A 21,107-nucleotide genomic window follows, 5' to 3' on the forward strand; every position below is an offset into this window, starting at 1 on the left:
CGTCTGAATCCCTGCTTAGGCGTTTTTGCGGATGACTTGGCCGTCGCGGCACATCAGGCACGCGGCGACGATGTCGTCTTCGAGGTTGATCTCGAACTGGCCTTCCTTGTTGAAGACCAGCTTCAGGAAGTCCAGCAGGTTGCGCGCGTACAGTGCCGAAGCGTCTGCCGCGACGGCGCCGGCCAGGTTGGTCGGGCCGCAAATGGTCACGCCATTTTCGACCACGACCTGATCGGCCACGGTCAGCGGGCAGTTGCCGCCCTGGGCTGCCGCGAGGTCGATGACCACCGAGCCTGGCTTCATCTGTGCCACGGTTTCCGCGCTCAACAGGGTCGGCGCCTTGCGGCCCGGGATCAGTGCGGTGGTAATGACGATATCGGCCTGCTTGGCGCGCTCGTGCACGGCCAGCGCCTGACGCTGCATCCAGCTGGCGGGCATGGGTCGCGCGTAACCGCCGACACCGACGGCGCATTCGCGCTCTTCATCCGTCTCGTAAGGCACGTCGACGAATTTTGCACCGAGGGATTCGATCTGCTCTTTTACCGCAGGACGCACGTCAGACGCTTCGATCACCGCACCCAGACGTTTCGCCGTGGCGATCGCCTGCAAACCGGCGACGCCAGCGCCCAGAATCAGCACGCGCGCCGCTTTAACGGTGCCAGCGGCAGTCATCAGCATCGGCATGAAACGCGGATAATGGTGAGCAGCCAGCAGCACGGCTTTATAGCCGGCGATGTTGGCCTGGGACGACAGCACATCCAGGCTCTGCGCGCGGGAGGTGCGTGGCGCGGCTTCCAGCGCAAACGCGGTAATGCCGCACTCGGCCAGTTTGGCAATGGTTTCATTGCTGAACGGGTTGAGCATGCCCACCACAACGGTGCCGCTCTTTATCAGCGTCAGCTCGCTGTCGCTGGGGGCGACCACCTTGAGAATCAGCTCGGCACCAAACGCATCGTTGGCGCTGCCAATAATTGCGCCTGCCGCTTCATAGGCACTGTCGACAACGCTGGCATTAATGCCGGCGCCGCTCTGCACAGTGACCTTATGACCCTGGCCGACGAGTTTCTTCACCGTTTCCGGCGTGGCGGCCACGCGGGTCTCGCCAGCATGTGTTTCGCGAGGTATACCAATCTGCACGGGCTAATCTCTCTGGTCAGTATCGTTGTTGCCGGTGCGCGCCGCACTTCCTAAGTCAGCCTGGCATGGCGCGCCATAGCATTGTTCATAACTCGGACGGCCAACAATATCTTGAATTAAAAGCAGTAAGAAAGTTGTAATCCAATTCCAATGGAATTCTGGAATAGCCCTAGTCAGGCTTTGCCCGACGCTTATCTATTCTCTTCGATCAGAAAGCGCTTGCGAAATATTTGCTTGCGCTTCCCGGCGTACTTCTCATCGACGAAGGATAGGGGTTTCAAAAGGGCAGGTGAAAAGCCAATTTCACCAGGTTATGAAATCCATTTTCAGATCGGCTTCAAATAGAAATCAAATGATTTTTTAGAACACATAAAGTAGCCGGAGATTTAGACGCGACTCTTCTTTGAAGCCATTTTCAACTGAAATATCCCGCCCAAGTGTCGCAAGCACTTGTGTTTTTGGGTTGATAAAATAAGATCCTCCAGCCATTATTTTTTCTTGATTGCTTTGGTCTCCCTGTCTAATGCCATCCACTTCCCTTTCTCCTCCCCATAGACGGGAATAACCAACGTGGATAGCGGCTTTCTCGCCGAATTTATACCGAATAAAACCTTGCACCTGATACTGGGGCTTTTGTTTGAGAGTCAGGTCACCAGGGGTATAGTTTTCGTTGTCACCGAAAAAATTAACGTCAGCGACTAGATCGAGAATAATGTTATTGCTTAAGCCCTGCATGTAACCGCCCTGCAAGACATATTTCCATCTGTTTTCCCCAAGGTTTAAGTCCTTATTTTTGCTGTAATCTCCCAAAGGCAAAAACAGGTACTGCGCAATGGCTAATGATCGGTTTGCTGATGGATCCTGAATGATCCAGAATGTATTGGCTAGAATGGGGTCACCCATGCCGCTTTCGCTGCCCAGTGCACCTATGTCGGCCCCTGCTGACAGATGACCAAAAGGCAGGAGAAATTGGATATTCGTCAAGATGCCTGCAACATTTTGATAGCTGACCCCCCTGAGAATTGCGACATCGGAATCAAGTTTATATTTATCGCTTAACCGATCGCCATTCAGGTAAAAATTATCTCTCTCTGCATGCTGCAAATAGAGAAGCCCTAGCTTTGTGCCATCTGGCATTGGCGTATAGTCGCCAGGATCGACATCCAAGGCATAACTCAGAGTCGAAATCTGAAGACAAAGGGTGATAAGAACTGACCGTAAAACCGATTGAACTCGGTGACCGATATTATTTTTTTGGACGCACTCTAAGGCGGAGCTTAAGGGATCTTTGTATTTATTTCGTGCATTCAAAAAACGTACGCTTCTTGGCTTTTTCATTTTTCACCCTGATTATTATAAAATTGTTCTGGGCTAAGTACGGGAATTCTGCGCTGATTTTCTAAGCTGATCGTGCTGGTTTATTTCAGGATACTGGAACTGACAGCAGCTCAATCAGTTGGGCATCCAGTTGATTGAGCATTTCGGCGTCGGTGCCAAAAAGCCCAAGATGACCGTCGATTGACCTCAAAGGTCTGAACTCGCTATTCGGGATCAGTTTTTGCTCCACCAGACAATCGTCGCATGTAAAAAACATGTCATGGGAGATGGGCATCACATAAGTCTTCGCCTTGATGCGACCTAGGGCTGCAGCGAGATCGCCACCAACGTTCCGACTGACGTCGCCCCGCTGCCATTTCCAGGCCATCGTCAGCAGATTGTTAGGATCCATTTCCGCGAAATAGACGGCCATGAATCTGTCGACGAATTCCTGCATCGATCCGAAGCCCAAGTCTTTGTGGCGATTGGCGCGGAAGAATGCGGTACTCCACCCCATCACTGTCCAAAGTTTCGCATGACGTTTAAGTCCGGCCTCTAGTGGATACGATGAGCAATATAGGCCCGCCCGATAGGCAGGATCGGTCGCTATGGCTTCAATGAGCGTTTCGGCAAACAGGAAGTCATGCTCACTGTTCCTGGCTGTTCCCGCTATCGCTGCGGCACGTTTGACAAAGTCTGGATAGCGCACGGCCCACTCGTAGGTTTGCTGAGCCCCCATCGATCCACCAACCACAAGCGCCAGACTCTCAAGCCCAAAGTGCTCGGTTAACAACTTGTGTTGGGCACGAACGTCATCGCCAATCGTCACATTCGGAAATCCAGGGCCGGCCAGTGATCCAGTACTATTACTTGGCGAACTGGAGAGGCCGTTGCCGATCTGGTTGACTACGATAATGCAGTATTTAGAAGGATCCAAAGCTCGTCCTTCGCCAATATATATCTGCTCCATCGCCTTGCTTGTACCGGAATACCAGGTCGGTACCAGAATAACGTTACTTTTTTCGGAGTTAAGGGCTCCATGTACTGCCACTGCTAACCGGCATTCAGGGATGCTGGTGCCCTCTTCAAGCTGGAAAGAGCCGATATTGATAGTTTCGAAAGGGCCGTGATTTTCTTGGGAATAGTAGTTGGTCATGTCAAATTACCTCGATAGTGGGCTGCCACGGCGAAAGGAATACGTGACAGCTTCAACTGGTGGGCAGTAAATCCACGTCAGGCCATTTCGAAACCCGGGTAACCCTGTGCGGCGATCTCATCGCACCGGCGATGGTAGTTGCCTACGCCGCCGATATACGACAGGAGCCTGCGCGGCTTTCCTTCCACATTCGAGCCCATGTACCAAGAGTCGGTCTTGGCCACCAGCGTCTTGGCTGCCGTTTCATCGTGGTGCTGTACCCAATCGTCCTCGAACTCTTTGGAGGCTTCCACCACTTGTTTGCCGTGCTGGCTGGCGTATTCGATGCACCCGGTAATCCAGTCCACCTGCTGCTGGAGGCAGGTGGTCATGTTGCAAAGCGCGGCCGACGGTGCCAGCGGTGCACCTGTAGTAAACAGGTTGGGATAACCGTGGATCTGCAGCCCCATAGACGTGCGGATTTCCTGCTTCCACTGCTCCTTCAGCGAACGGCTGTCGCGGCCTCGAATGTCGATGCGGCTGAGTGCGCCGGAGCCGGCGTCAAAGCCCACGGCCAGTACGATAATGTCCACCTCGTGTATCTTGCCGTCGGAGGTTTGGATACCCTCGGGCACAATGCGCTCGATCGGGGACTGCTTGCAGTCCACCGCCTCGACGTTGGATTGCAAATAGACTTCAAGGTACTTGTTTTCCAGCGGCACGCGATGGGTGCCGAATCCATACTCCGTCGGGATCAATAGGTTGCACAGATCTGGGTTGGTCTGGAGGCGCTCCCGCATCTTTTCGCGCACGAATTCCGACACAACCTCACTGACTTGTTCGTCGTAGAACATCTCGGAAAAGGAGGACAGCCACACGGCCAGCGAGCCTTCTTCCCACAGGCTTTCCAGCACGGATCGGCGCTCGCTCGGGGTCTTCTCGGCCCAGGGGCCGGCGTCGAAGTCGTAGTCGAAGCCAGCAAAGGTCTCTCGCACGCGCTTCTTGAGCTGGTGGAACTGTGCCCCCCACTTTTCCCAGTCTTCCTTACTGTATTTGGGGTTCTTCATCGGAATCACGTACTGCGGAGTGCGCACGAAAATCTTCATCGATTCCACCTGAGGCGCGATGGTCTGGATCACCTGGATACCGGTGGCGCCGGTGCCCACAACGGCCACACGTTTACCCTTGAAGTCCACTGGATTTTTCGGCCACAGGCCGGTGTGGTAGATCTGCCCCTTGAAGTTAGCTTGGCCAGGGAAACGATCAGACAGTGGGGCGGATAGCATGCCGCTGCAGGAGATCAGGTATTGCGTATTGATCGTTTCGCCTGCTTCGGTTGTCACATTCCAGCGAGCGCTCTCCTCGCAGTAGTGAGCGGAAGCGATACGGGTGTTGAACTGTATATCTTTCTTGAGGTCTAGGCGGTCAGCAACGAAGTTCAGCCACTCCTCCGTTTCTGGCTGGGCAGGGAACCGCTCGGTAGGTTGCCAGGATTTATAGAGTTCTTCGGAGAACCAGTACTGATAAATCTCAGCCTGGGAGTCAAAGCGAGCGCCGGGGTAGCGGTTCCAATACCATGTGCCGCCGACACCGGAAGCTGTATCGTAGGAGCGGACCTTCAAGCCCATCTCACGAAGTCGATACAACTGATAAATGCCGGCTACGCCGGCACCAATCACCACTGCATCCAGATGAGTCACTTTACCGTTTCCGGAAGACACAGAGCCGGGTACCAATTGAACACTCATTTTGAAGCCTCATATTGTTATGTTTGTATTATTTTTTTTTGCCTTTATTTTCTGCAACTGACAAGCAACTTGAAGGCACGGACAAACCATAACAATGAGGATGGGCTCAGCTCTTGAAAGAAACGGTGAATATATTGAAGAATCTGGTGCGGCTCTTTCAGCCACGCCTTGCACGACTAGCGATATAGGCAGAGTGAGGCTTGCGGCTTCATGGTGTGATCAAATCATCCCGAGCATTGGGTTCAGTTTTTCCGCTACTGCTGGAGGCGTCACATCGTTGGCTTGGTGTTGACGCCTGGCACTGCGCTGGGGGGGCTTTGGCCGCTGTTTGGTGGACTGCTGCCGGTACTTACTGAGAGCCTAGGTCGATTTCGGTCAGTCGCGACCGGCAGGAATCGGTCCAGAGAGTGTAAAAACGCCTCCGCGAACCCTTGCTACGATTTCTGAGGATTTCATCGCAAGGATCGCCCATGAAGCGCTTCATCCGAGTTGCGCACCGGGGCCAAAGCACTTTGCTACTTGATGCCGTCAATCGGCAAGAGCCCACATCCTCTGAGCCCAAAACCGTGCAACTGGAAGAGAAAATCGCCAAACTGAAGACGCAAATGAAGGATCTTCAAGCGATTGAAATCCAGCTCAACGAATCACCGGATAAACAGGTCTCACTGACCGATCAAAACGCCCGCTCCATGATGATGCGCGGCCATCCACCCCCACCCGACGTTTGCTGAGTCGGTCGGGCTCGCCGGCGAAGCGTTCCAAGGTACCTGCACAGACTTACCTCCGCGCAGGTAGCCCGCGCACGAGTCAGTGACTTGATCTGTGACATTGAAAGGGCCATCAACGATTTGATGGCCCTGTTGGAAGGCGACCCTTTTCACATGCAGGCCTTGAAGGAAGCCATCGCGTAGCGGCAGGTACTCCTGCGCGCAGTGCAGATCATCGAGGTAAAGGCAGTGCCGTGGTGTATTTGATCTGCTCCATCGAAAAGCTTGAGGTGATGTTGGAAAGCCCCTCGGTGCTATTGATCAGTTTCTTGTAGAAGCTGTCATAGGCGGCTATGTCGTTGACCACCACCCGAAGCATGTAGTCCCACTCCCCAGACATTCTGTAGAACTCCACCACCTCTTCGAACTGAACCACGCTCTTGGCAAATGCTTCCAGCCAGAGTTTGTCGTGACGCTGTGTCTTGAGTTGCACGAACACTGTTAGCCCCAAGCCCAATCGGACCGGGTCCAGCAGGATCACCTTGGCTCTGATATAGCCCCCTTCCTCGAGCTTCTTTACCCGCTTCCAGCAGGGGGTCGTTGAAAGGTTGACGGCCTCGGCTAAATCCTTGAGGGGGATGCTGGCATCGCGTTGCAGGAGAGAGAGTATGTGGCGATCGAAACTATCCATTCTTCTTTTTGCCGTATTTTGTAGAAAATTTTTCTAAAAAATAGCGTAAAGCGTAGAAAAATGAAAACTCTATTTCTGGTCGGCGACCGTAAGATTTACTCCATAAATACGTGCCCGGAGACACCCGAATATGAAGAAGATCATCGCCACCCTTGCCGCGCCTAAAGCGATTGGCCCTTATTCGCAAGCCGTAAAATGTGCAGACACCCTTTACGTTTCCGGTCAGATCGCCCTGGACCCACATAGCATGCAGATGGTCGAAGGCATCGAAGCACAGACTCGGCAAACCTTCGCCAACCTGGGTGCGATTCTGGAAGAGGCCGCGATGAGCTTCGCCAATGTGGTCAAACTGAACATCTACCTGACTGACTTGAGCCACTTCGCCCTGATCAATGGGGTGATGGAGGAGCTGTTCGCCAAGCCCTATCCGGCGCGCGCGGCGATCGGCGTCAGCAGCTTGCCGCGAGCAGCGTTGGTGGAAGTGGACGCGATCGCCGTGGCCGCATGCTGAGCCGGGGTCAGATCATGATGAATGACTGGATCCGCACAGCCATCAGGAGTATTTCCTGCGACCTGCTACGTTCCGCGGACACCCATATTCACAAGCTGGAAATTCCGGGTTTGAAGGGCGTCGACATCTACCTCAAGGACGAGAGTACCCATCCCACCGGCAGCCTCAAGCACCGGCTGGCACGCTCGCTGTTCCTGCATGCCATCTGCAGCGGCAAGATCCGCGAGGGCACCCATGTGGTCGAAGCCTCCTCAGGCAGCACAGCCGTGTCCGAAGCCTATTTCGCCAAACTGCTGGGCTTGCGCTTCACCGCAGTCATGCCGCGCAACACCGCAAGCAAGAAAGTCGAACAGGTCGAGCAGCTCGGCGGACACTGCTACTTCGTTGATCACTCGTCCCATGTCTATGCCGAGGCAAAGCGCCTGGCGCACGAGAGCGACGGCCACTACATGGACCAGTTCACCTACGCCGAGCGGGCGACGGACTGGCGCGGCAACAACAATATCGCCGACAGCATCTTCCAGCAGATGACCGGCGAGCCACACCCCGTTCCCCACGCGATTGTCATGAGCGCCGGCACTGGCGGCACATCCTCGACCCTCGGCCGCTACATTCGCTACAAGGGCCACGACACCCGGCTGATCGTGGTCGATCCCGAAAACTCGGTGTTCTATGAAAGCTACCGTACAGGCAACCCCAACCTCACCAGCCCTCATGGCAGCCGCATCGAAGGCATCGGCCGCCCTCAGGTGGAGCCGTCCTTCCTGCCGGACGTGATCGACGACATGCTCAAGGTGCCCGACCCGGCCAGCATCGCCACCCTCTACTGGTTGGAAAAGTTGCTCGGCAAGAAACCCGGAGGCTCCACCGGGACCAATATGTGGGGTGCGCTGAATGTGGCGTTACAGATGCAGGAGCAAGGCCTGCAGGGCTCTATCGTGACCCTGATGTGCGATAGCGGTGAACGCTATCTGGATACCTACTACGACGTTGACTGGGTCACTCGCAATATCGGCGACATTACACCCTATGCGAAACAACTCGATCGCTTTCTTTAGCCCCCGCGAGGCATCACTGACTATGAGCCACAACAAGAACAACTTCTCGACTCAAGTAATCCACGCCGGCGAACAGTCGACCTACGCGGAAAATGCGATCTTCCCGGCGATAGTCACCTCCAGTTCGTTTATCAAGCGCAGTCTTGACGACAGTCCAGACTACACCTATGGGCGCGGCGGCAACCCAACCCGCCATGCCTACGAGAGCTGCATTGCACAATTGGAATCTGGCTGTGGTGCTGTGGCCTGCGCTTCGGGCATGGCCGCCACCGCCACCGTGCTCGAGCTTCTGCCAAAGGACTCCCATGTGATCGTTATGGCTGGCGTCTACGGTGGCACCTTCCGCCTGATGGAGGACTATCGAAGCAAGACATCCGGGCTGAGCGCCAGCTACATCGACCTCAACGACCTCGAGTCACTGGCCGCCAGCTGTCGCGATAACACCCGAATGATCTGGATAGAAACGCCAACCAACCCTTTGCTGCAGCTAGTAGACATCCAGTGCGTGACCGAATTCGCCCGCGCTCACGGAATACTGACCTGCGTCGACAACACCTTCTGCTCTCCCTGGAATCAACGGCCCATTGAGTACGGCGTCGATCTGGTGATGCACTCGGCAAGTAAATACATCGGAGGGCATTCCGACCTGATCGGTGGCGTCGTCGTCGCGGCCGATAATCAACTGCTCACCCGCCTGCGCTCCATCAGCAATGCCATCGGTGCGGTCCAGGGGCCGTTCGACTGCTACCTCGCCTTGCGCGGGCTGAAAACCCTTGATGTGCGCATGGAGCGCCAGTGCAGCAATGCGGCGCAGATCGCTCGTTTCCTCAGCACGCACCCACAGGTTGAGGAGGTTTTCTACCCGGGGCTGGAAAGCCATCCGCAGCACGCTCTGTGCAACCGCCAGATGCGCTCCGGCGGTGCGGTGGTCTCGCTAAAGTTGAAGGGAGACCGCGAGGCTATAACCCCTTTCATCGAGCAGCTGTCGATCTTTGTACTAGCCGACTCCCTGGGAGGGGTTGAAAGCATGATCAACCATTCCTACAGCATGTCGCACAACTCGTTGAGCCATGAACAGAAAATCAATATTGGCATCAGCGAGAACCTGGTCCGGCTCTCCATCGGTCTGGAGCACGTCGATGACCTGATCGCCGACTTGAGTGGGGGTTTCGAGCAACTGCGTGCCACTTCGGCCCAGTAACCAATACCAACATCAACTACAGGCGCCTCAAAGTTTATCCAGCCAATGCTCGCTAATGCGGGTGTGCCTTTTCACAATAATAAGGTCAAGAAAAATGCAAACGATCAGTGTATCCAAAAGTCACTGGAAGGCTGCGGTGCTGGCACTCGCGCTGACTACGAGCGTCTCGGCTTCCGCCGACCAACTTGGCGACATCAAAGAAAAAGGTGAATTAGTCTGTGGCGTGCTCGGCACCGACGAGCCGTTCAGCTTCATGATGAATCCTGCGTCTCGCGCAATCGATGGGTACGACGTGGATCTGTGCAACGCCATCGCCGCGAGCATCGGAGTCAAGCCGGTGCTGAAACAATTGGCGGTCGCCGCACGTATCCCCGAACTGCAGCAGGGCCGTGTCGATCTCCTCGCAGCCTCCTTGACACATAGCAAGGAGCGCGAGGCGCTGATCAACTTCTCACTCTCAACTTTCATCACCGGTCAGAAGGTCATGGTCAAGGCAGACAGCGGTATTGACCAACTTGACCAACTGGTAGGCAAGAAGGTGCTGACGATCAAAGGCACTACGATGGAGCAGGTCGTCAGATCGAAGATCCCCGGCGTCCAGGTCGTCTCGTTCGACAGCAACCCTCAGGCCTTGCTCGCCCTGCAACAAGGCAAAGGTGTGGCTTACGTCAACGACGAGACTTCATTGGCCGGCAATTTCGCGAAGCTCGGTGATGCAGCAAACAACTACCGGATCCTCCCGCAGAGCCTGTCAACCGAACACTTGGCGCTGGGCCTGAGGAAAGGCGAGCCGGCCTTGCAGGAGCAGGTGAACAAGGCACTGCTCGACCTGGAGACTACCGGCGCGGCCGGCAGGCTGTTCTTAAAGTGGTTCGGCCCGGACACCAAAATGAAGTTCGCCAGCCGCTCGTTCAAATTCGAAACCGACAACATCAACTGACTTCGTTGAAGGCCCGACCTTCGGTCGGGCCACGGGCCTACTTATGAATATGTTTGATTTGTCGATTGTGCTCTCCGGGCAGTATCACGACTGGCTGGTCAGTGGCTTGCTGCTGTCTATCCAGCTCGCCCTGATCTCCCTGGTCATCGCCGTGCCGCTGGCGATCGTTATCGCCGTCTTGCGGCTCGCCCCCTACGCCCCACTACGCGGCATTGCGATCACCTACGTGGAAGCGATACGCAATGTGCCGCTGCTGGCACACATGTTGTTCTGGTATTTCGCCGCGCCGGAGCTACTGCCGGAATCCATCAAGTCCTGGATTTACCAGCACAACATCGAGGCGATCAGTGCGGTCATCGCCCTGGTGCTGTACACCGCCGCGTATATGGCCGAGGACATCCGCAGCGGCTTGCGCTCCATTCCCAAGGAGCAAATGGAAGCCGGTCGCACCCTCGGTTTCGGTTTCATCAGCACCATGCGGCTGGTGATCCTCCCGCAGTCGCTGCGGGTAACGGTGCCACCGCTGATCAGCCAGACGCTGAACCTGTGGAAGAACACCAGCATCGCCATGGTGATCGGCGTCGCTGAAATGATGTACCAGGCCCAGCAAGTGGAAAGCGCCACCTTCCGGGGTTTCGAGTCGTTCGCTGTTGCCACGGCAAGTTATGTCAGCGTCTCGATTGCCATCACGCTGCTGTCCAGCTGGTACCAGCAACGCTATCCCGTACGGAGTGCCTGACGATGTTCGATATCATCCAAACCTATGGGCTGTACTACCTGATCGGCCAGTACCCGAACGGTCCGCTGGGTGGTCTGTTGATGACCCTGATCCTGGCAGCCTCGGCCCTGGTACTGGCCTTTCCGGTCGGGGTGCTACTCGCACTGTGCCGCATCAGTCCCTACGCGTTTTTACGCGTGCCGGTTACAGGGTTGGTGCATGTCCTGCGTGGTACCCCGTTGTTAATGGTGATCTTCTGGGCCTATTTCCTCCTGCCGACCCTGACCGGTCAACGCACCGATCAATTCGGCACCATGCTTGCCGCCCTGGTGATTTTCGATGCGGTCTACCTCGCCGAAATCATCCGCGCCGGGATTTTGGGTTTGCCGCGCGGACAAATGGAAAGCGCTCGCTCGCTCGGCTTCTCTTACCTGGCCTCGATGCTGTTGGTGATCCTGCCCCAGGCCTTTCGCAACATGCTGCCCTCACTGGTGAATCAGTTCGTCTCCACCATCAAGGAGACCTCACTGGGTTACATCATCAGCCTGTCCGAAGTGTCGTTCGTCGCGTCGCAGATCAGTGCTCAACTGCCGACCAAACCGGTCGAGATCTATGCGCTGCTCGGCCTCACTTACTTCGTCATGTGCTTCAGCCTGTCGCGCTTCGCCTACTGGCTGGAAAAGCATCTCGCCGTCCGTTCTGCAAAGGTTTAATCCCGTGATCAAACTAGAAAACGTCAACAAGTGGTACGGCAGCTACCATGCTCTGGCCGACATCAACGAAACCGTCACCAAGGGTGAGGTGGTCGTGGTCTGCGGCCCGTCGGGTTCCGGCAAATCGACGATGATTCGTACCCTCAACCGGCTGGAAGCCATCCAGGGCGGCCACATCTTCATCGACGGAGTGGATATCTACGGCCGGGGTACCAGTGTGAACGCACTGCGCAGCCGGATCGGCTTCGTCTTTCAGCAGTTCAATCTGTTTCCGCACCTCACCGTATTGCAGAACTGCACCCTCGCCCCCCGTCGCATCCGAAAGCTGTCCGCCAAAGAGGCGGACGATCTGGCCCTGAGTCTGCTGGATCGAGTGGGCCTGGCCCACAAGGCCTGCGCCTACCCCGGTGAGCTGTCGGGCGGGCAACAACAGCGCGTGGCCATTGCCAGGGCGCTGGCGATGAACCCACCCGTGATGCTGTTCGATGAGCCCACCTCCGCGCTCGACCCAGAGATGGTCGGCGAGGTTTTGCAAGCGATGAAAGGTTTGGCCAAGGAAGGCATGACCATGGTGTGCGTCACTCACGAGATGGGTTTCGCGCGCGAGGTGGCCGATCGAGTGATCTTCATGGATCAGGGCAAGGTGCTCGAACGAGCGACGCCCGAGTCTTTCTTCCAGCATCCAGAGCATCCGCGCGCGCAGCGATTCCTGTCCGATATTCGTTCGCCATGGGCCGAGGCGCCTGTAGCAGGCACTCCCCTGACGATTTGAACCTGGAAAAATGACTATGCCGTTTAACCTTGAGTCTGTCTTCGACCCCGAGAGCTGCACCTACAGCTATCTAGTCAGCGACCCGATGACTCGCCGCTGCGCGATCATCGATCCGGTGCTCGACTACGACGCCGCCGCCGCGCGCATCTCGTACGCGAGTGCCGACCGCCTGATCGAGCATGTGCGCTCTAACGGGTTTGCGCTCGAATGGATTCTGGAAACCCATATGCATGCCGACCACCTCTCGGCCGCCCGCTATCTGCAGGAGCAACTAGGCGGACAGATCGGCATTGGCGATCGCATTCCCTTGGTGCAGGAGACCTTTGCCAGGCTGTTCGACGCCGAAGACGGGTTCAGGGTGGACGGTAGTCAGTTCGATCGTCTGTTCGCCGACGGCGAGACATTCCACATAGGCGCGCTGGCCGTCCATGTACTGCACACCCCAGGTCATACGCCGGCTTGCGTGAGCTACCTGATCGAAGATGCGGCGTTCGTTGGCGACACCCTGTTCATGCCCGACTGCGGCACCGCCCGCTGCGACTTTCCCGGTGGCAACGCGCATCAATTGTACCGATCGATTGGCAGGCTGTTCGAGCTGCCGGGCAATACCCGCCTGTTCATGTGCCACGACTACAAATCCCTCGGTCGCGACCACTACTGTTACCAAACCACAGTGGACGAAGAACGGGTATTCAACATCCATGCCGGCCAAGGTATCGGCGAGGCTGATTTCGTTACCCTGCGCACAGCGCGCGACAAGATCCTGGGCCAGCCCAGGCTGCTGCTGCCTTCAGTACAGATCAACATGCGGGCCGGCGAGACACCCGCCGCAAAGGCCAATGGCATCAGCTACCTGAAGATTCCGCTCAATGTGTTCTGAATAGCTTTATTGAGTTCAGGCAGAGCGACATGGATAACCTCTTGAAGAGTCTAATTGGCATGCAAGTCACCGCTCACAGCAAAGATTTTTCAACAGCCGGTCAAATAACCCCCGACATCACCGCCGACATCCTGATCATCGGGGCTGGGTCGGCGGGCATCGGGGTCGCGGCCAGCCTGCTCAAGAGGGCTCCCAACCTGCGGATCACGCTGATTGAACCCAATGACCAGCACTACTACCAACCGGCCTGGACGCTGGTCGGCGGTGGAGCGTATGACGTGCGCAAGACCGTCAGGCCCATGTCGCAAGTCATTCCGCGCGGCGCCACCTGGATCAAGGCCGCGGTGGTCGAGGTCCTGCCGGACAGCAAGCACCTGACGCTGAGCAATGGTCAAAGCGTCGCCTATCAAAACCTCATTGTCTGCCCGGGGCTGAGGCTGGCCTGGGAGAACATCGAAGGGCTGGAAGAAACCCTGGGCAAGAATGGGGTGACGTCCAACTATCGCTATGATCTTTGCACCTATACTTGGCAGCTGGTGCAGGGGTTACGCTGCGGCAAAGCACTTTTTTCCCAGCCCGCCATGCCGATCAAATGTGCCGGCGCCCCCCAAAAGGCTTTGTATCTGTCCTGCGATCACTGGCAAAAGTCAGGTGTCCTGCAGGACGTGGATGTCGAGTTCAATCTCGCCGGCGCCACCCTGTTCGGGGTAGCGGCTTTCGTCCCCCCACTGATGAAGTACATCGAGAAGTATCAGGCCCAGTTGGTCTTTGGCTCGAACCTGGTCAAAGTCGATGGCCCGGGAAAAACCGCCTGGTTCGAAAGCCGGGACGAGCACGGAACACTCTCTCGGCACGCCAAGCATTTCGACATGCTCCATGTGGTGCCGCCACAGGTAGCCCCCGAGTTCATTCGTTGCAGCCCCCTGGCGGATTCCGCCGGCTGGTGCGAGGTGGATCCGGGAACGTTGCAACACAGTCGTTATCCGGACGTATTCGCGCTGGGTGATATCTGCTCCACCAGCAACGCCAAAACCGCTGCCGCCGTCCGCAAGCAAATTGTCGTCGTCGCCGAGAATCTCCTGGCGTTGCGTCGCCTTCAGCCAATGCCGCTGCGCTACGATGGCTACGGGTCATGCCCGCTCACGGTGGAGAAAGGCAAAGTGGTGCTGGCAGAGTTCGGCTACGGCGGGAAACTGCTGCCCTCCTTCCCCCTGGATCCGACGGTAGCCCGGCGGTCCGCCTGGTTCCTGAAAGCCAGATTTTTGCCCTGGTTTTACTGGAATGGCATGCTCAAAGGCCGCGAGTGGCTCACCAGCGCATCCACATCTGAGTGAGGTCCGAGCATGCTTATGAGTGGAATGTTCGGAATAATCATCGGCGTCATTCTCGGCCTTACCGGCGCTGGGGGCGGCATTCTGGCTATTCCGGCGCTGGTGATCGGTCTGGGCTGGACCATGATGCAAGCGACTCCCGTTGCGTTGTTTGCCGTCTGCGCCGCAGCCGCTGTCGGGGCAATGGATGGCCTTAGAAAAGGCCTGGTCCGTTATCGTGCAGCCCTGCTGATGGCGCTATTGGGGGCCGTCTTCTCGCCTCTGGGCGTGTACCTTTCCCATTCGCTACCCAATGCCGTACTGATCTCCCTGTTCAGCTTGGTGATGGTCATTGTGGCGATACGCATGATTCGACAGGCGTGCGGCAGCAAGGCTAAAACCACAGACGATGAGCAGTGCTGGCAACACAAAAATTGCATGCTCAATCCTGAGACCGGCCGACTGCGCTGGACCCTGAAATGCTCAACCACCCTGGCCGTCGTCGGCTCAATCTCAGGGCTACTCACGGGGATGCTCGGTGTGGGTGGAGGATTCTTGATGGTGCCGGCGTTTCAACAGCTTTCAGACATCCGGATGCATGGCATCGTAGCCACCTCGCTGATGGCCATTGCCCTGATCTCCGCCACTGCAGTGGCGGGCTCTATTCACGCAGGCGCCCACATAACGGCTACCGGGGGCGTGTTTATCGCCGCCAGTGTCAGTGGGATGTTGTTGGGCAGAATTCTCTCCCCGAGTATTCCCGCCAATGCGATACATCTCGGTTTTTCCGCAGTGTGCATTGTGGTTGCCGGCTACCTCTTGCTCAAAACCTGGATGTAGAAAACATACCGAGGTTTGGTCTTTTTCACCCCCTTAAGGAGCTTCACCATGTTGGACAGCAAAGCACGGATACGCCTCTGCAACTCACCCACGCCGCTGGAGCCATTGCCCAGGCTAAGCGCCGAATTGGGTGGTCCACACCTGTTTATCAAGCGCGATGACTGTTCGGGGCTTGCGACCGGCGGCAATAAAGCCCGCAAGCTGGAGTTCCTGCTTGGCGAGGCCTTGGCGCAAGGTGCCAGCCATGTGGTCACCGTAGGTGCATTGCAATCCAACCACGTCCGGCAAACTGCGGCAGCAGCGGTAAAGGTTGGCTTGAAGTGCCTCGCCCTGCTGGAGAACAAGGTGGACAACCAATCCGCGGCGTATCAGCAGAACGGCAATCTGCTACTTGATCGGCTGTTCGGTGCCGAGGTCCGTATTTATCCACGCGGAACCGACATGGCGGCGCAACTGCGAGAAGCTGTCGCGGTTCTGCGGCATCAAGGCCAGACTCCCTACGCAGTGCCGCTGGGAGGGTCCAGCGCCGTGGGCAATCTGGGTTATGTGGCATGCGTCGAAGAGTTGTTGCAGCAGGCGCGGCAAATGGAAATCACTCTCGACCACATAGTACTGGCCACAGGCAGTGGCGGCACCCAAGCCGGTTTACTCGCCGGCATGCTGGCCCAGCACCAGTCGACGCAAGTAATCGGCATTAGCATCATGGGCGACGCTGCCGCCCAAAGCACTTTGGTCTGCCAACAGGTGCAGGCCACACTCGAAACCTTGGGCGCCTCGGTTGCATGTGACGCCTCAGCGGTACGGGTGGAGGGCGGCTATCTTGGCGAGGGCTACGGGATACCTACTGCAAATGGCCTTAACGCCATTCTGAGGCTCGCCCGTCTCGAGGCGATCCTGCTCGACCCGGTGTATACCGGTAAAGCCATGGCCGGTCTAATCGACCTTATTGGGCGCGGCTGTTTCTCACCCTTGGAGAACGTCGTATTCCTGCACACCGGCGGGCAAGCCGGGTTGTTCGCCTACTCCGATGATTTTACGCAGAACATCTGAAATCTTACCTGCCAGCCAGTGACCGCCGAACGAATCCGTTTCGATCAGCGTTTGAGCGTGATCGCTATCGGCGCCCCAGGTAGTCCGGCTACTCTGATGGCTGTAGGACCTCGATGCTTCGGCTTCGGTTTCGGTTTGACTTTGTCCCTCTGGAAAACCTTCCAGCCGTGATCAAAATCGCCGACCCCTATGTGCAACTCGAGATCGACTTCGACTTGGGTAACCGTCCGGCCAACACACCTTCCTGACACCGTCGCTGGAGGCGATGGTGTCCTGTCTAGTCCTGAAATAGGTTTACACCTGATTCACCCCAACGCCCATGCCACAAGAACGTCGTTCCTATTCCAAATCCTTCAAGGCCCAGGCCATTGCCGAGTGCGCGCAGACTGACACTTCAATTGCCAATGTCGCCTAGAGCCACAACCTCAATGCAAACCTTGTCCATAAATGGATTCGGCTGCATGCGTAGAAAAACTTGGCACTGCAAACTGCCTTTATTCCGGTCAAGGCATTGGCGCCAGCAGCGGCAGCGGCAGTGGCACCTCAAGTTCTTCCGTCCACGATCCGAATCGAAGTGCCTCATTCAAAAGGCGTAATTGGGGTGAGTTGGCCGGCAGACAATGCAGCGGCATGTTCTGCTTTTCTACGAGACCTGTTGCGATGATCCGCGTCGATTCCATCTGGCTCGCCACCGAGCCCATATACATGCGCGCCGACACTGATGACTGGCGATGCGGTTGTTTGTGATAGTAGGCGTAGAGATTACTCTCTGGGAGATGTCGTAGCGTACGAGCGTGAAGGAATGGTGAGGTCAAGCGTATCGCCGCCACGATTAGACTACTCACACGTCAGGCGTGGCTGGCGCTTTATCTTGAGTGTATTTTGATCCGTTGCGCCTGAAAAGCAGGCGCTGCTCAAGATCCAAGAAAAAAAAACATCGGGTGTCAGTCATTGTGCAGGCTCACGTTAAGAGAACCTGCACAACCGGACTAATCCGAATTAAAGGACGTTACCGTACTCAATACCCAAGCGACAGCCCCGTATTGCGACGTGGATCGTTTGCCCCATAGAATCGATTCTTACCCACTGGCTTGCCATCGAGTGAAGGCGCGCCGACCAGAATCGCCGCTAGGTGATTCAACGGTTGGGGACCGGCGAACTTGTGACCCCAGCTTTCGAGGATCTTCTGCGTGTCCGGGCTCACCGCGAACGCTTCAATATTTGTCTCCTCCGGCAACCACTGCTGGTGGAAACGCGGCGCATCAACCGCTTCCTGAATGTTCATCTTGTAATCGATGACATTGAGGATAGTCAGCAAGGTGGCTGTGATGATGCGGCTACCGCCCGGCGTACCCACGACCATTACTGTCTTGCCATCCTTGGTGACGATGGTCGGACTCATTGACGACAGCGGCGTTTTACCGGGCGCAATGGCATTGGCCTCGCCCTGTACCAGACCGTACATGTTCGGCACGCCGACCTTGGAGGTGAAGTCATCCATCTCGTTGTTGAGGATGATCCCGATCTTGCTCGCCATGACCCCCGCACCGAACCAATCGTTCAGGGTATAGGTCACCGACACCGCATTGCCCCACTTGTCGACGATCGAGTAATGGGTGGTGTTGTTACCTTCATGGGGGGCTACCCCTGGATTGATTTCCCGGGAAATACCGGCTTTCTGGGGATCGATGGCGGAACGCAGCTTCTCGGCGTACGCTTTGTCCAGCAAATGAGCCACCGGGTTTTTTACGAAATCAGGATCGCCCAAGTAGCTGTTACGATCGACATAGGCATGACGCATTGCCTCGATCTGATAGTGCAACCCCTGAGCCGAGCGGTAGCCCAGTTTGTCCATCGGGTAGCCTTCGAGGATGTTCAATATTTCGCAGATCACCACACCACCCGAACTAGGAGGTGGTGCCGAGACTACGTGATAGCCGCGGTAATCGCATTCGATCGGTGCCAGTTCGCGGGTCTTGTATTTGTCGAGGTCGACCTGGGCGATGATGCCCTTGCCTGCCTGGCTTGAATCTACAATGGCTTTGGCGACCCAGCCTTTGTAGAAGCCGTCGGTGCCTTTGGCGGAAATTTCTCTGAGGGTCTTGGCCAGGTCTTTCTGCACCAGTTTCTCGCCGACCTGCATCGGCTCGCCTTTGTTCAGGAAAATCGATCCCTAGTCGCGGATGTCTTTCTTGAAGTCAGCGGTGGCCGTATCGAGCAGGTCGACATCCCCTTGCTCTAGGACGAAGCCTTCTTCAGCCAGCTTGATGGCGGGTGCAATGATCTCTGCACGTTTTTTCGTGCCGTATTTCTCCAGTGCAAGCTCCATCCCGGAGATGGTTCCGGGAACGGCGACCGCCAGCTGCCCCTTCAGGCTCAGGTTAGGGACGACGTTGCCCGCCTTGTCCAAGTACATGTTGGCCGTCGCAGCGATAGGCGCTTTTTCGCGGAAATCAAGAAAGGTCTTTCGGCCATCGCCCAACTGAACTGTCATAAAACCACCACCGCCGAGATTGCCCGCTGCGGGATAAACCACTGCCAACGCATAACCGACAGCAACAGCCCCATCGACCGCGTTGCCACCGGCCTTGAGTACGTCGATACCAACATGAGTGGCCAAATGTTGCGCCGTGACCACCATGCCATTCTCACCCCCAATTGGGGCTTGGGAAGCGGCGTGTGCAGTGGCAAAAGCAGTAACTAGAACTGCAGCAACCAGTGATCTGGAAAAGGGTTCGAATTTCATAAGCTGACCCTTTTTTTTAGGGAACGCTGACATCTGCCTGCGAGGGATGCATCAAAATAATTTTTTAGGAGCTTTCCGCTTGACTGCAACTCTTCGGTAAAGCCCCTCACTAACGTCATAAGAGTGATCTGATGGTGGGAACTGGCGAGCAGCGTAGATCGACAGTGGGCTTATCACTAGATCCATTTTTAAGTAATTTAATGGTACCAATAGCCCCATCAGTTACTCGCAACTTCAGCGCCAACTTGCGGCCTCCAACTCAAAAAGCACGTCCGGATGGAACGGAGTCGGCACCACCGTGGTTGCTGGGATCGGGAAGATCATGTATCGCGGCGGAGAGCTCAAGATCGGTGACGGTGAACTAGGACCAATCACCAGATTACTGAGAAAGCGCCTGGTTTCCATCCAGCGTTGTCAGGCTCCGGATAGCCATGGTTGGGTACAAAACATTCACAAGCTTTAAACAGCCGACGGCGAGAGAGCAACAAAGGACGCTCTGCGTCCTTTTGGGATGCGGAGCAACACGGGCTATTTTCCCACGCAGAGCGTCACGAGTGTCCGGCATAACTTTTTCAAAGCTGAGGCTGCCTTGGGCAGTCGTCGGCTTTGTTTGTTTTTGCCTTCGGTATTCAAGCTGTTGGCTAATTCTGGGAGCCATCAGGTTCGGGTAGGCCACAGCTTTGCTCTGCAAGATGATTCCTTCGAAGGCTTGATAGGATTGCCCACGCATGATAGTGCTGACCCTGGCGGTTGATCAGGGGTTGGAGTTGGGGATGCTGGGTTTCCCCAGCGCAGGGATCATCCTCAGGCAGTTCAAGCGGTAATGGGTGATGCCGATGTAGTGACGTGCCCTACTTCCTTTCATTTACGCAAGGTAGGCAGATGTTTTTTCAACCCCTAAGATTGTGAATCTGCATCCAGTCAATAGACCTGCAACAATCAGTTACGCAGCAATGGGGATGGTGTTGGGTTTATACCCTGCTGCCGTGCAGCCTCATTTTCGGCCTGGAGTGCTTTAGCGAACCCCTCCCGCTCCTGCAATCGCTGCCAGTATGCTTCGGTCAGTTGATTGAACTCGGGCCGCAGGCCGAGAAAATCGGCGAGCATCAACGCATAGCCAACACTGATATCCGCATTGCTGAAACGGTTCTGACAGAGAAAGTCGCGATGCAGCAAGGCGCGTTCCACGCCCCGCAAACGGCCGAGGAACCAACGAGTGTAATCCTCGACCACCTGCACCTGCCGTCGCTCAGGGGGCTCGAAGTGGTTGTAACGCAAGACAAGTGTTTGAGGGAAAGTCAGGGTGGCCTCACCCGCGCTTAACCAGTTCAGATACCGACCATAGTCGGCTTCGCTTTTATTGATTGATAGGGCGCCATCACCGTAACGCTGGCTTAAGTACTCGCAAATGCTCGACGACTCGGTCAGCACTCCGTCCGGGTCAACGAGCGCGGGCACGGTGCCTAGGGGATTGATCTCGAAGAATTCCTTGGCATGCAATCTTGGTGGAAAATCCATCATTACCAGCCGACAAGTCAACCCTAGTTCTTCCAATGCCCATAAAACCCTAAAAGAACGGGCACTTACGCAATGATACAGGGCTAGCTCGGCCATACCTACCTCCTCTGGAATC

The 21,107-nt window shown here is 56.2% G+C and carries 18 protein-coding genes and 2 pseudogenes; 12 read left to right on the plus strand and 8 right to left on the minus strand.

The features are described from left to right. Positions 1-15 precede the first annotated feature (15 nt). The 4 genes from ACA041_RS18040 to ACA041_RS18055 all read right to left on the minus strand — a co-directional run bounded on the left by ACA041_RS18040 (position 16) and on the right by ACA041_RS18055 (position 5,337). A complete protein-coding gene (locus tag ACA041_RS18040) occupies positions 16-1,137 on the minus strand; it encodes a Re/Si-specific NAD(P)(+) transhydrogenase subunit alpha (RefSeq protein WP_497435002.1) in 1,122 nt (373 codons plus the stop codon). Positions 1,138-1,497: 360 nt separating this feature from the next. Then, positions 1,498-2,304, minus strand: a complete 807-nt coding sequence (locus ACA041_RS18045) for a transporter (RefSeq protein WP_497435008.1) — start codon at positions 2,302-2,304, stop codon at positions 1,498-1,500. Between the two features lie 256 nt (positions 2,305-2,560). Next, positions 2,561-3,610, minus strand: a complete 1,050-nt coding sequence (locus ACA041_RS18050) for an alpha/beta fold hydrolase (protein ID WP_497435013.1) — start codon at positions 3,608-3,610, stop codon at positions 2,561-2,563. A gap of 77 nt (positions 3,611-3,687) precedes the next feature. Beyond that, complete coding sequence (locus tag ACA041_RS18055) at positions 3,688-5,337, minus strand: flavin-containing monooxygenase (RefSeq protein WP_497435017.1); 1,650 nt, start codon at positions 5,335-5,337, stop codon at positions 3,688-3,690. 518 nt (positions 5,338-5,855) lie between these two features. On the opposite strand from ACA041_RS18055, the pseudogene ACA041_RS18060 reads away from it, so the two are divergent. Further along, a pseudogene (locus ACA041_RS18060) lies at positions 5,856-6,041 on the plus strand (IS5/IS1182 family transposase); the annotation flags it as partial. A gap of 235 nt (positions 6,042-6,276) precedes the next feature. Here the strand turns inward: ACA041_RS18060 and ACA041_RS18065 are convergent. After that, on the minus strand, positions 6,277-6,735 hold the full coding sequence (locus ACA041_RS18065) for an Lrp/AsnC family transcriptional regulator (protein ID WP_497435022.1): 459 nt from the start codon (positions 6,733-6,735) through the stop codon (positions 6,277-6,279). Positions 6,736-6,865: 130 nt separating this feature from the next. Between ACA041_RS18065 and ACA041_RS18070 the strand changes: the two genes are divergently transcribed. The 11 genes from ACA041_RS18070 (at position 6,866) to ACA041_RS18120 (ending at position 16,728) form a co-directional block, all read left to right on the plus strand. Then, a complete protein-coding gene (locus ACA041_RS18070) occupies positions 6,866-7,246 on the plus strand; it encodes a Rid family detoxifying hydrolase (RefSeq protein WP_497435027.1) in 381 nt (126 codons plus the stop codon). A gap of 17 nt (positions 7,247-7,263) precedes the next feature. Continuing rightward, on the plus strand, positions 7,264-8,304 hold the full coding sequence (locus ACA041_RS18075) for a PLP-dependent cysteine synthase family protein (protein WP_497442107.1): 1,041 nt from the start codon (positions 7,264-7,266) through the stop codon (positions 8,302-8,304). A 22-nt stretch (positions 8,305-8,326) separates the two neighbouring features. Next, positions 8,327-9,505: a trans-sulfuration enzyme family protein gene (locus tag ACA041_RS18080; RefSeq protein WP_497435031.1), complete on the plus strand. Its 1,179-nt coding sequence runs from the start codon at positions 8,327-8,329 to the stop codon at positions 9,503-9,505. Positions 9,506-9,599: 94 nt separating this feature from the next. Next, complete coding sequence (locus tag ACA041_RS18085) at positions 9,600-10,445, plus strand: ABC transporter substrate-binding protein (RefSeq protein WP_497435034.1); 846 nt, start codon at positions 9,600-9,602, stop codon at positions 10,443-10,445. 43 nt (positions 10,446-10,488) lie between these two features. Continuing rightward, on the plus strand, positions 10,489-11,184 hold the full coding sequence (locus ACA041_RS18090) for an amino acid ABC transporter permease (protein WP_497435040.1): 696 nt from the start codon (positions 10,489-10,491) through the stop codon (positions 11,182-11,184). 2 nt (positions 11,185-11,186) lie between these two features. Further along, positions 11,187-11,876 carry an amino acid ABC transporter permease gene (locus tag ACA041_RS18095; RefSeq protein WP_497435046.1) on the plus strand — a complete coding sequence of 230 codons (690 nt, stop codon included), beginning with the start codon at positions 11,187-11,189 and terminating at the stop codon, positions 11,874-11,876. A gap of 4 nt (positions 11,877-11,880) precedes the next feature. Next, entirely contained in the window at positions 11,881-12,648 is a 768-nt protein-coding gene (locus ACA041_RS18100; protein ID WP_497435051.1) for an amino acid ABC transporter ATP-binding protein, read from the plus strand. A gap of 16 nt (positions 12,649-12,664) precedes the next feature. Further along, positions 12,665-13,528, plus strand: a complete 864-nt coding sequence (locus tag ACA041_RS18105) for an MBL fold metallo-hydrolase (RefSeq protein WP_497435055.1) — start codon at positions 12,665-12,667, stop codon at positions 13,526-13,528. Positions 13,529-13,587: 59 nt separating this feature from the next. Further along, complete coding sequence (locus tag ACA041_RS18110; RefSeq protein ID WP_497442108.1) at positions 13,588-14,862, plus strand: NAD(P)/FAD-dependent oxidoreductase; 1,275 nt, start codon at positions 13,588-13,590, stop codon at positions 14,860-14,862. A gap of 9 nt (positions 14,863-14,871) precedes the next feature. After that, positions 14,872-15,678 (plus strand): sulfite exporter TauE/SafE family protein, encoded by an 807-nt coding sequence (locus ACA041_RS18115; RefSeq protein WP_497435058.1) that lies wholly within the window; start codon positions 14,872-14,874, stop codon positions 15,676-15,678. A gap of 48 nt (positions 15,679-15,726) precedes the next feature. Continuing rightward, positions 15,727-16,728: a D-cysteine desulfhydrase family protein gene (locus ACA041_RS18120; RefSeq protein WP_497435063.1), complete on the plus strand. Its 1,002-nt coding sequence runs from the start codon at positions 15,727-15,729 to the stop codon at positions 16,726-16,728. A gap of 503 nt (positions 16,729-17,231) precedes the next feature. Here ACA041_RS18120 and ACA041_RS18125 read toward each other — a convergent pair. The 3 genes and pseudogenes from ACA041_RS18125 to ACA041_RS18135 all read right to left on the minus strand — a co-directional run bounded on the left by ACA041_RS18125 (position 17,232) and on the right by ACA041_RS18135 (position 21,088). Then, entirely contained in the window at positions 17,232-17,543 is a 312-nt protein-coding gene (locus ACA041_RS18125) for a hypothetical protein (protein WP_497435069.1), read from the minus strand. A 203-nt stretch (positions 17,544-17,746) separates the two neighbouring features. Beyond that, positions 17,747-19,474: pseudogene (gene ggt, locus ACA041_RS18130) on the minus strand (gamma-glutamyltransferase). A gap of 939 nt (positions 19,475-20,413) precedes the next feature. Next, positions 20,414-21,088: a glutathione S-transferase family protein gene (locus tag ACA041_RS18135; RefSeq protein ID WP_497435073.1), complete on the minus strand. Its 675-nt coding sequence runs from the start codon at positions 21,086-21,088 to the stop codon at positions 20,414-20,416. Positions 21,089-21,107 lie beyond the last annotated feature (19 nt).

The sequence above is a fragment of the Pseudomonas sp. LBUM1676 genome (genome assembly GCF_059695605.1).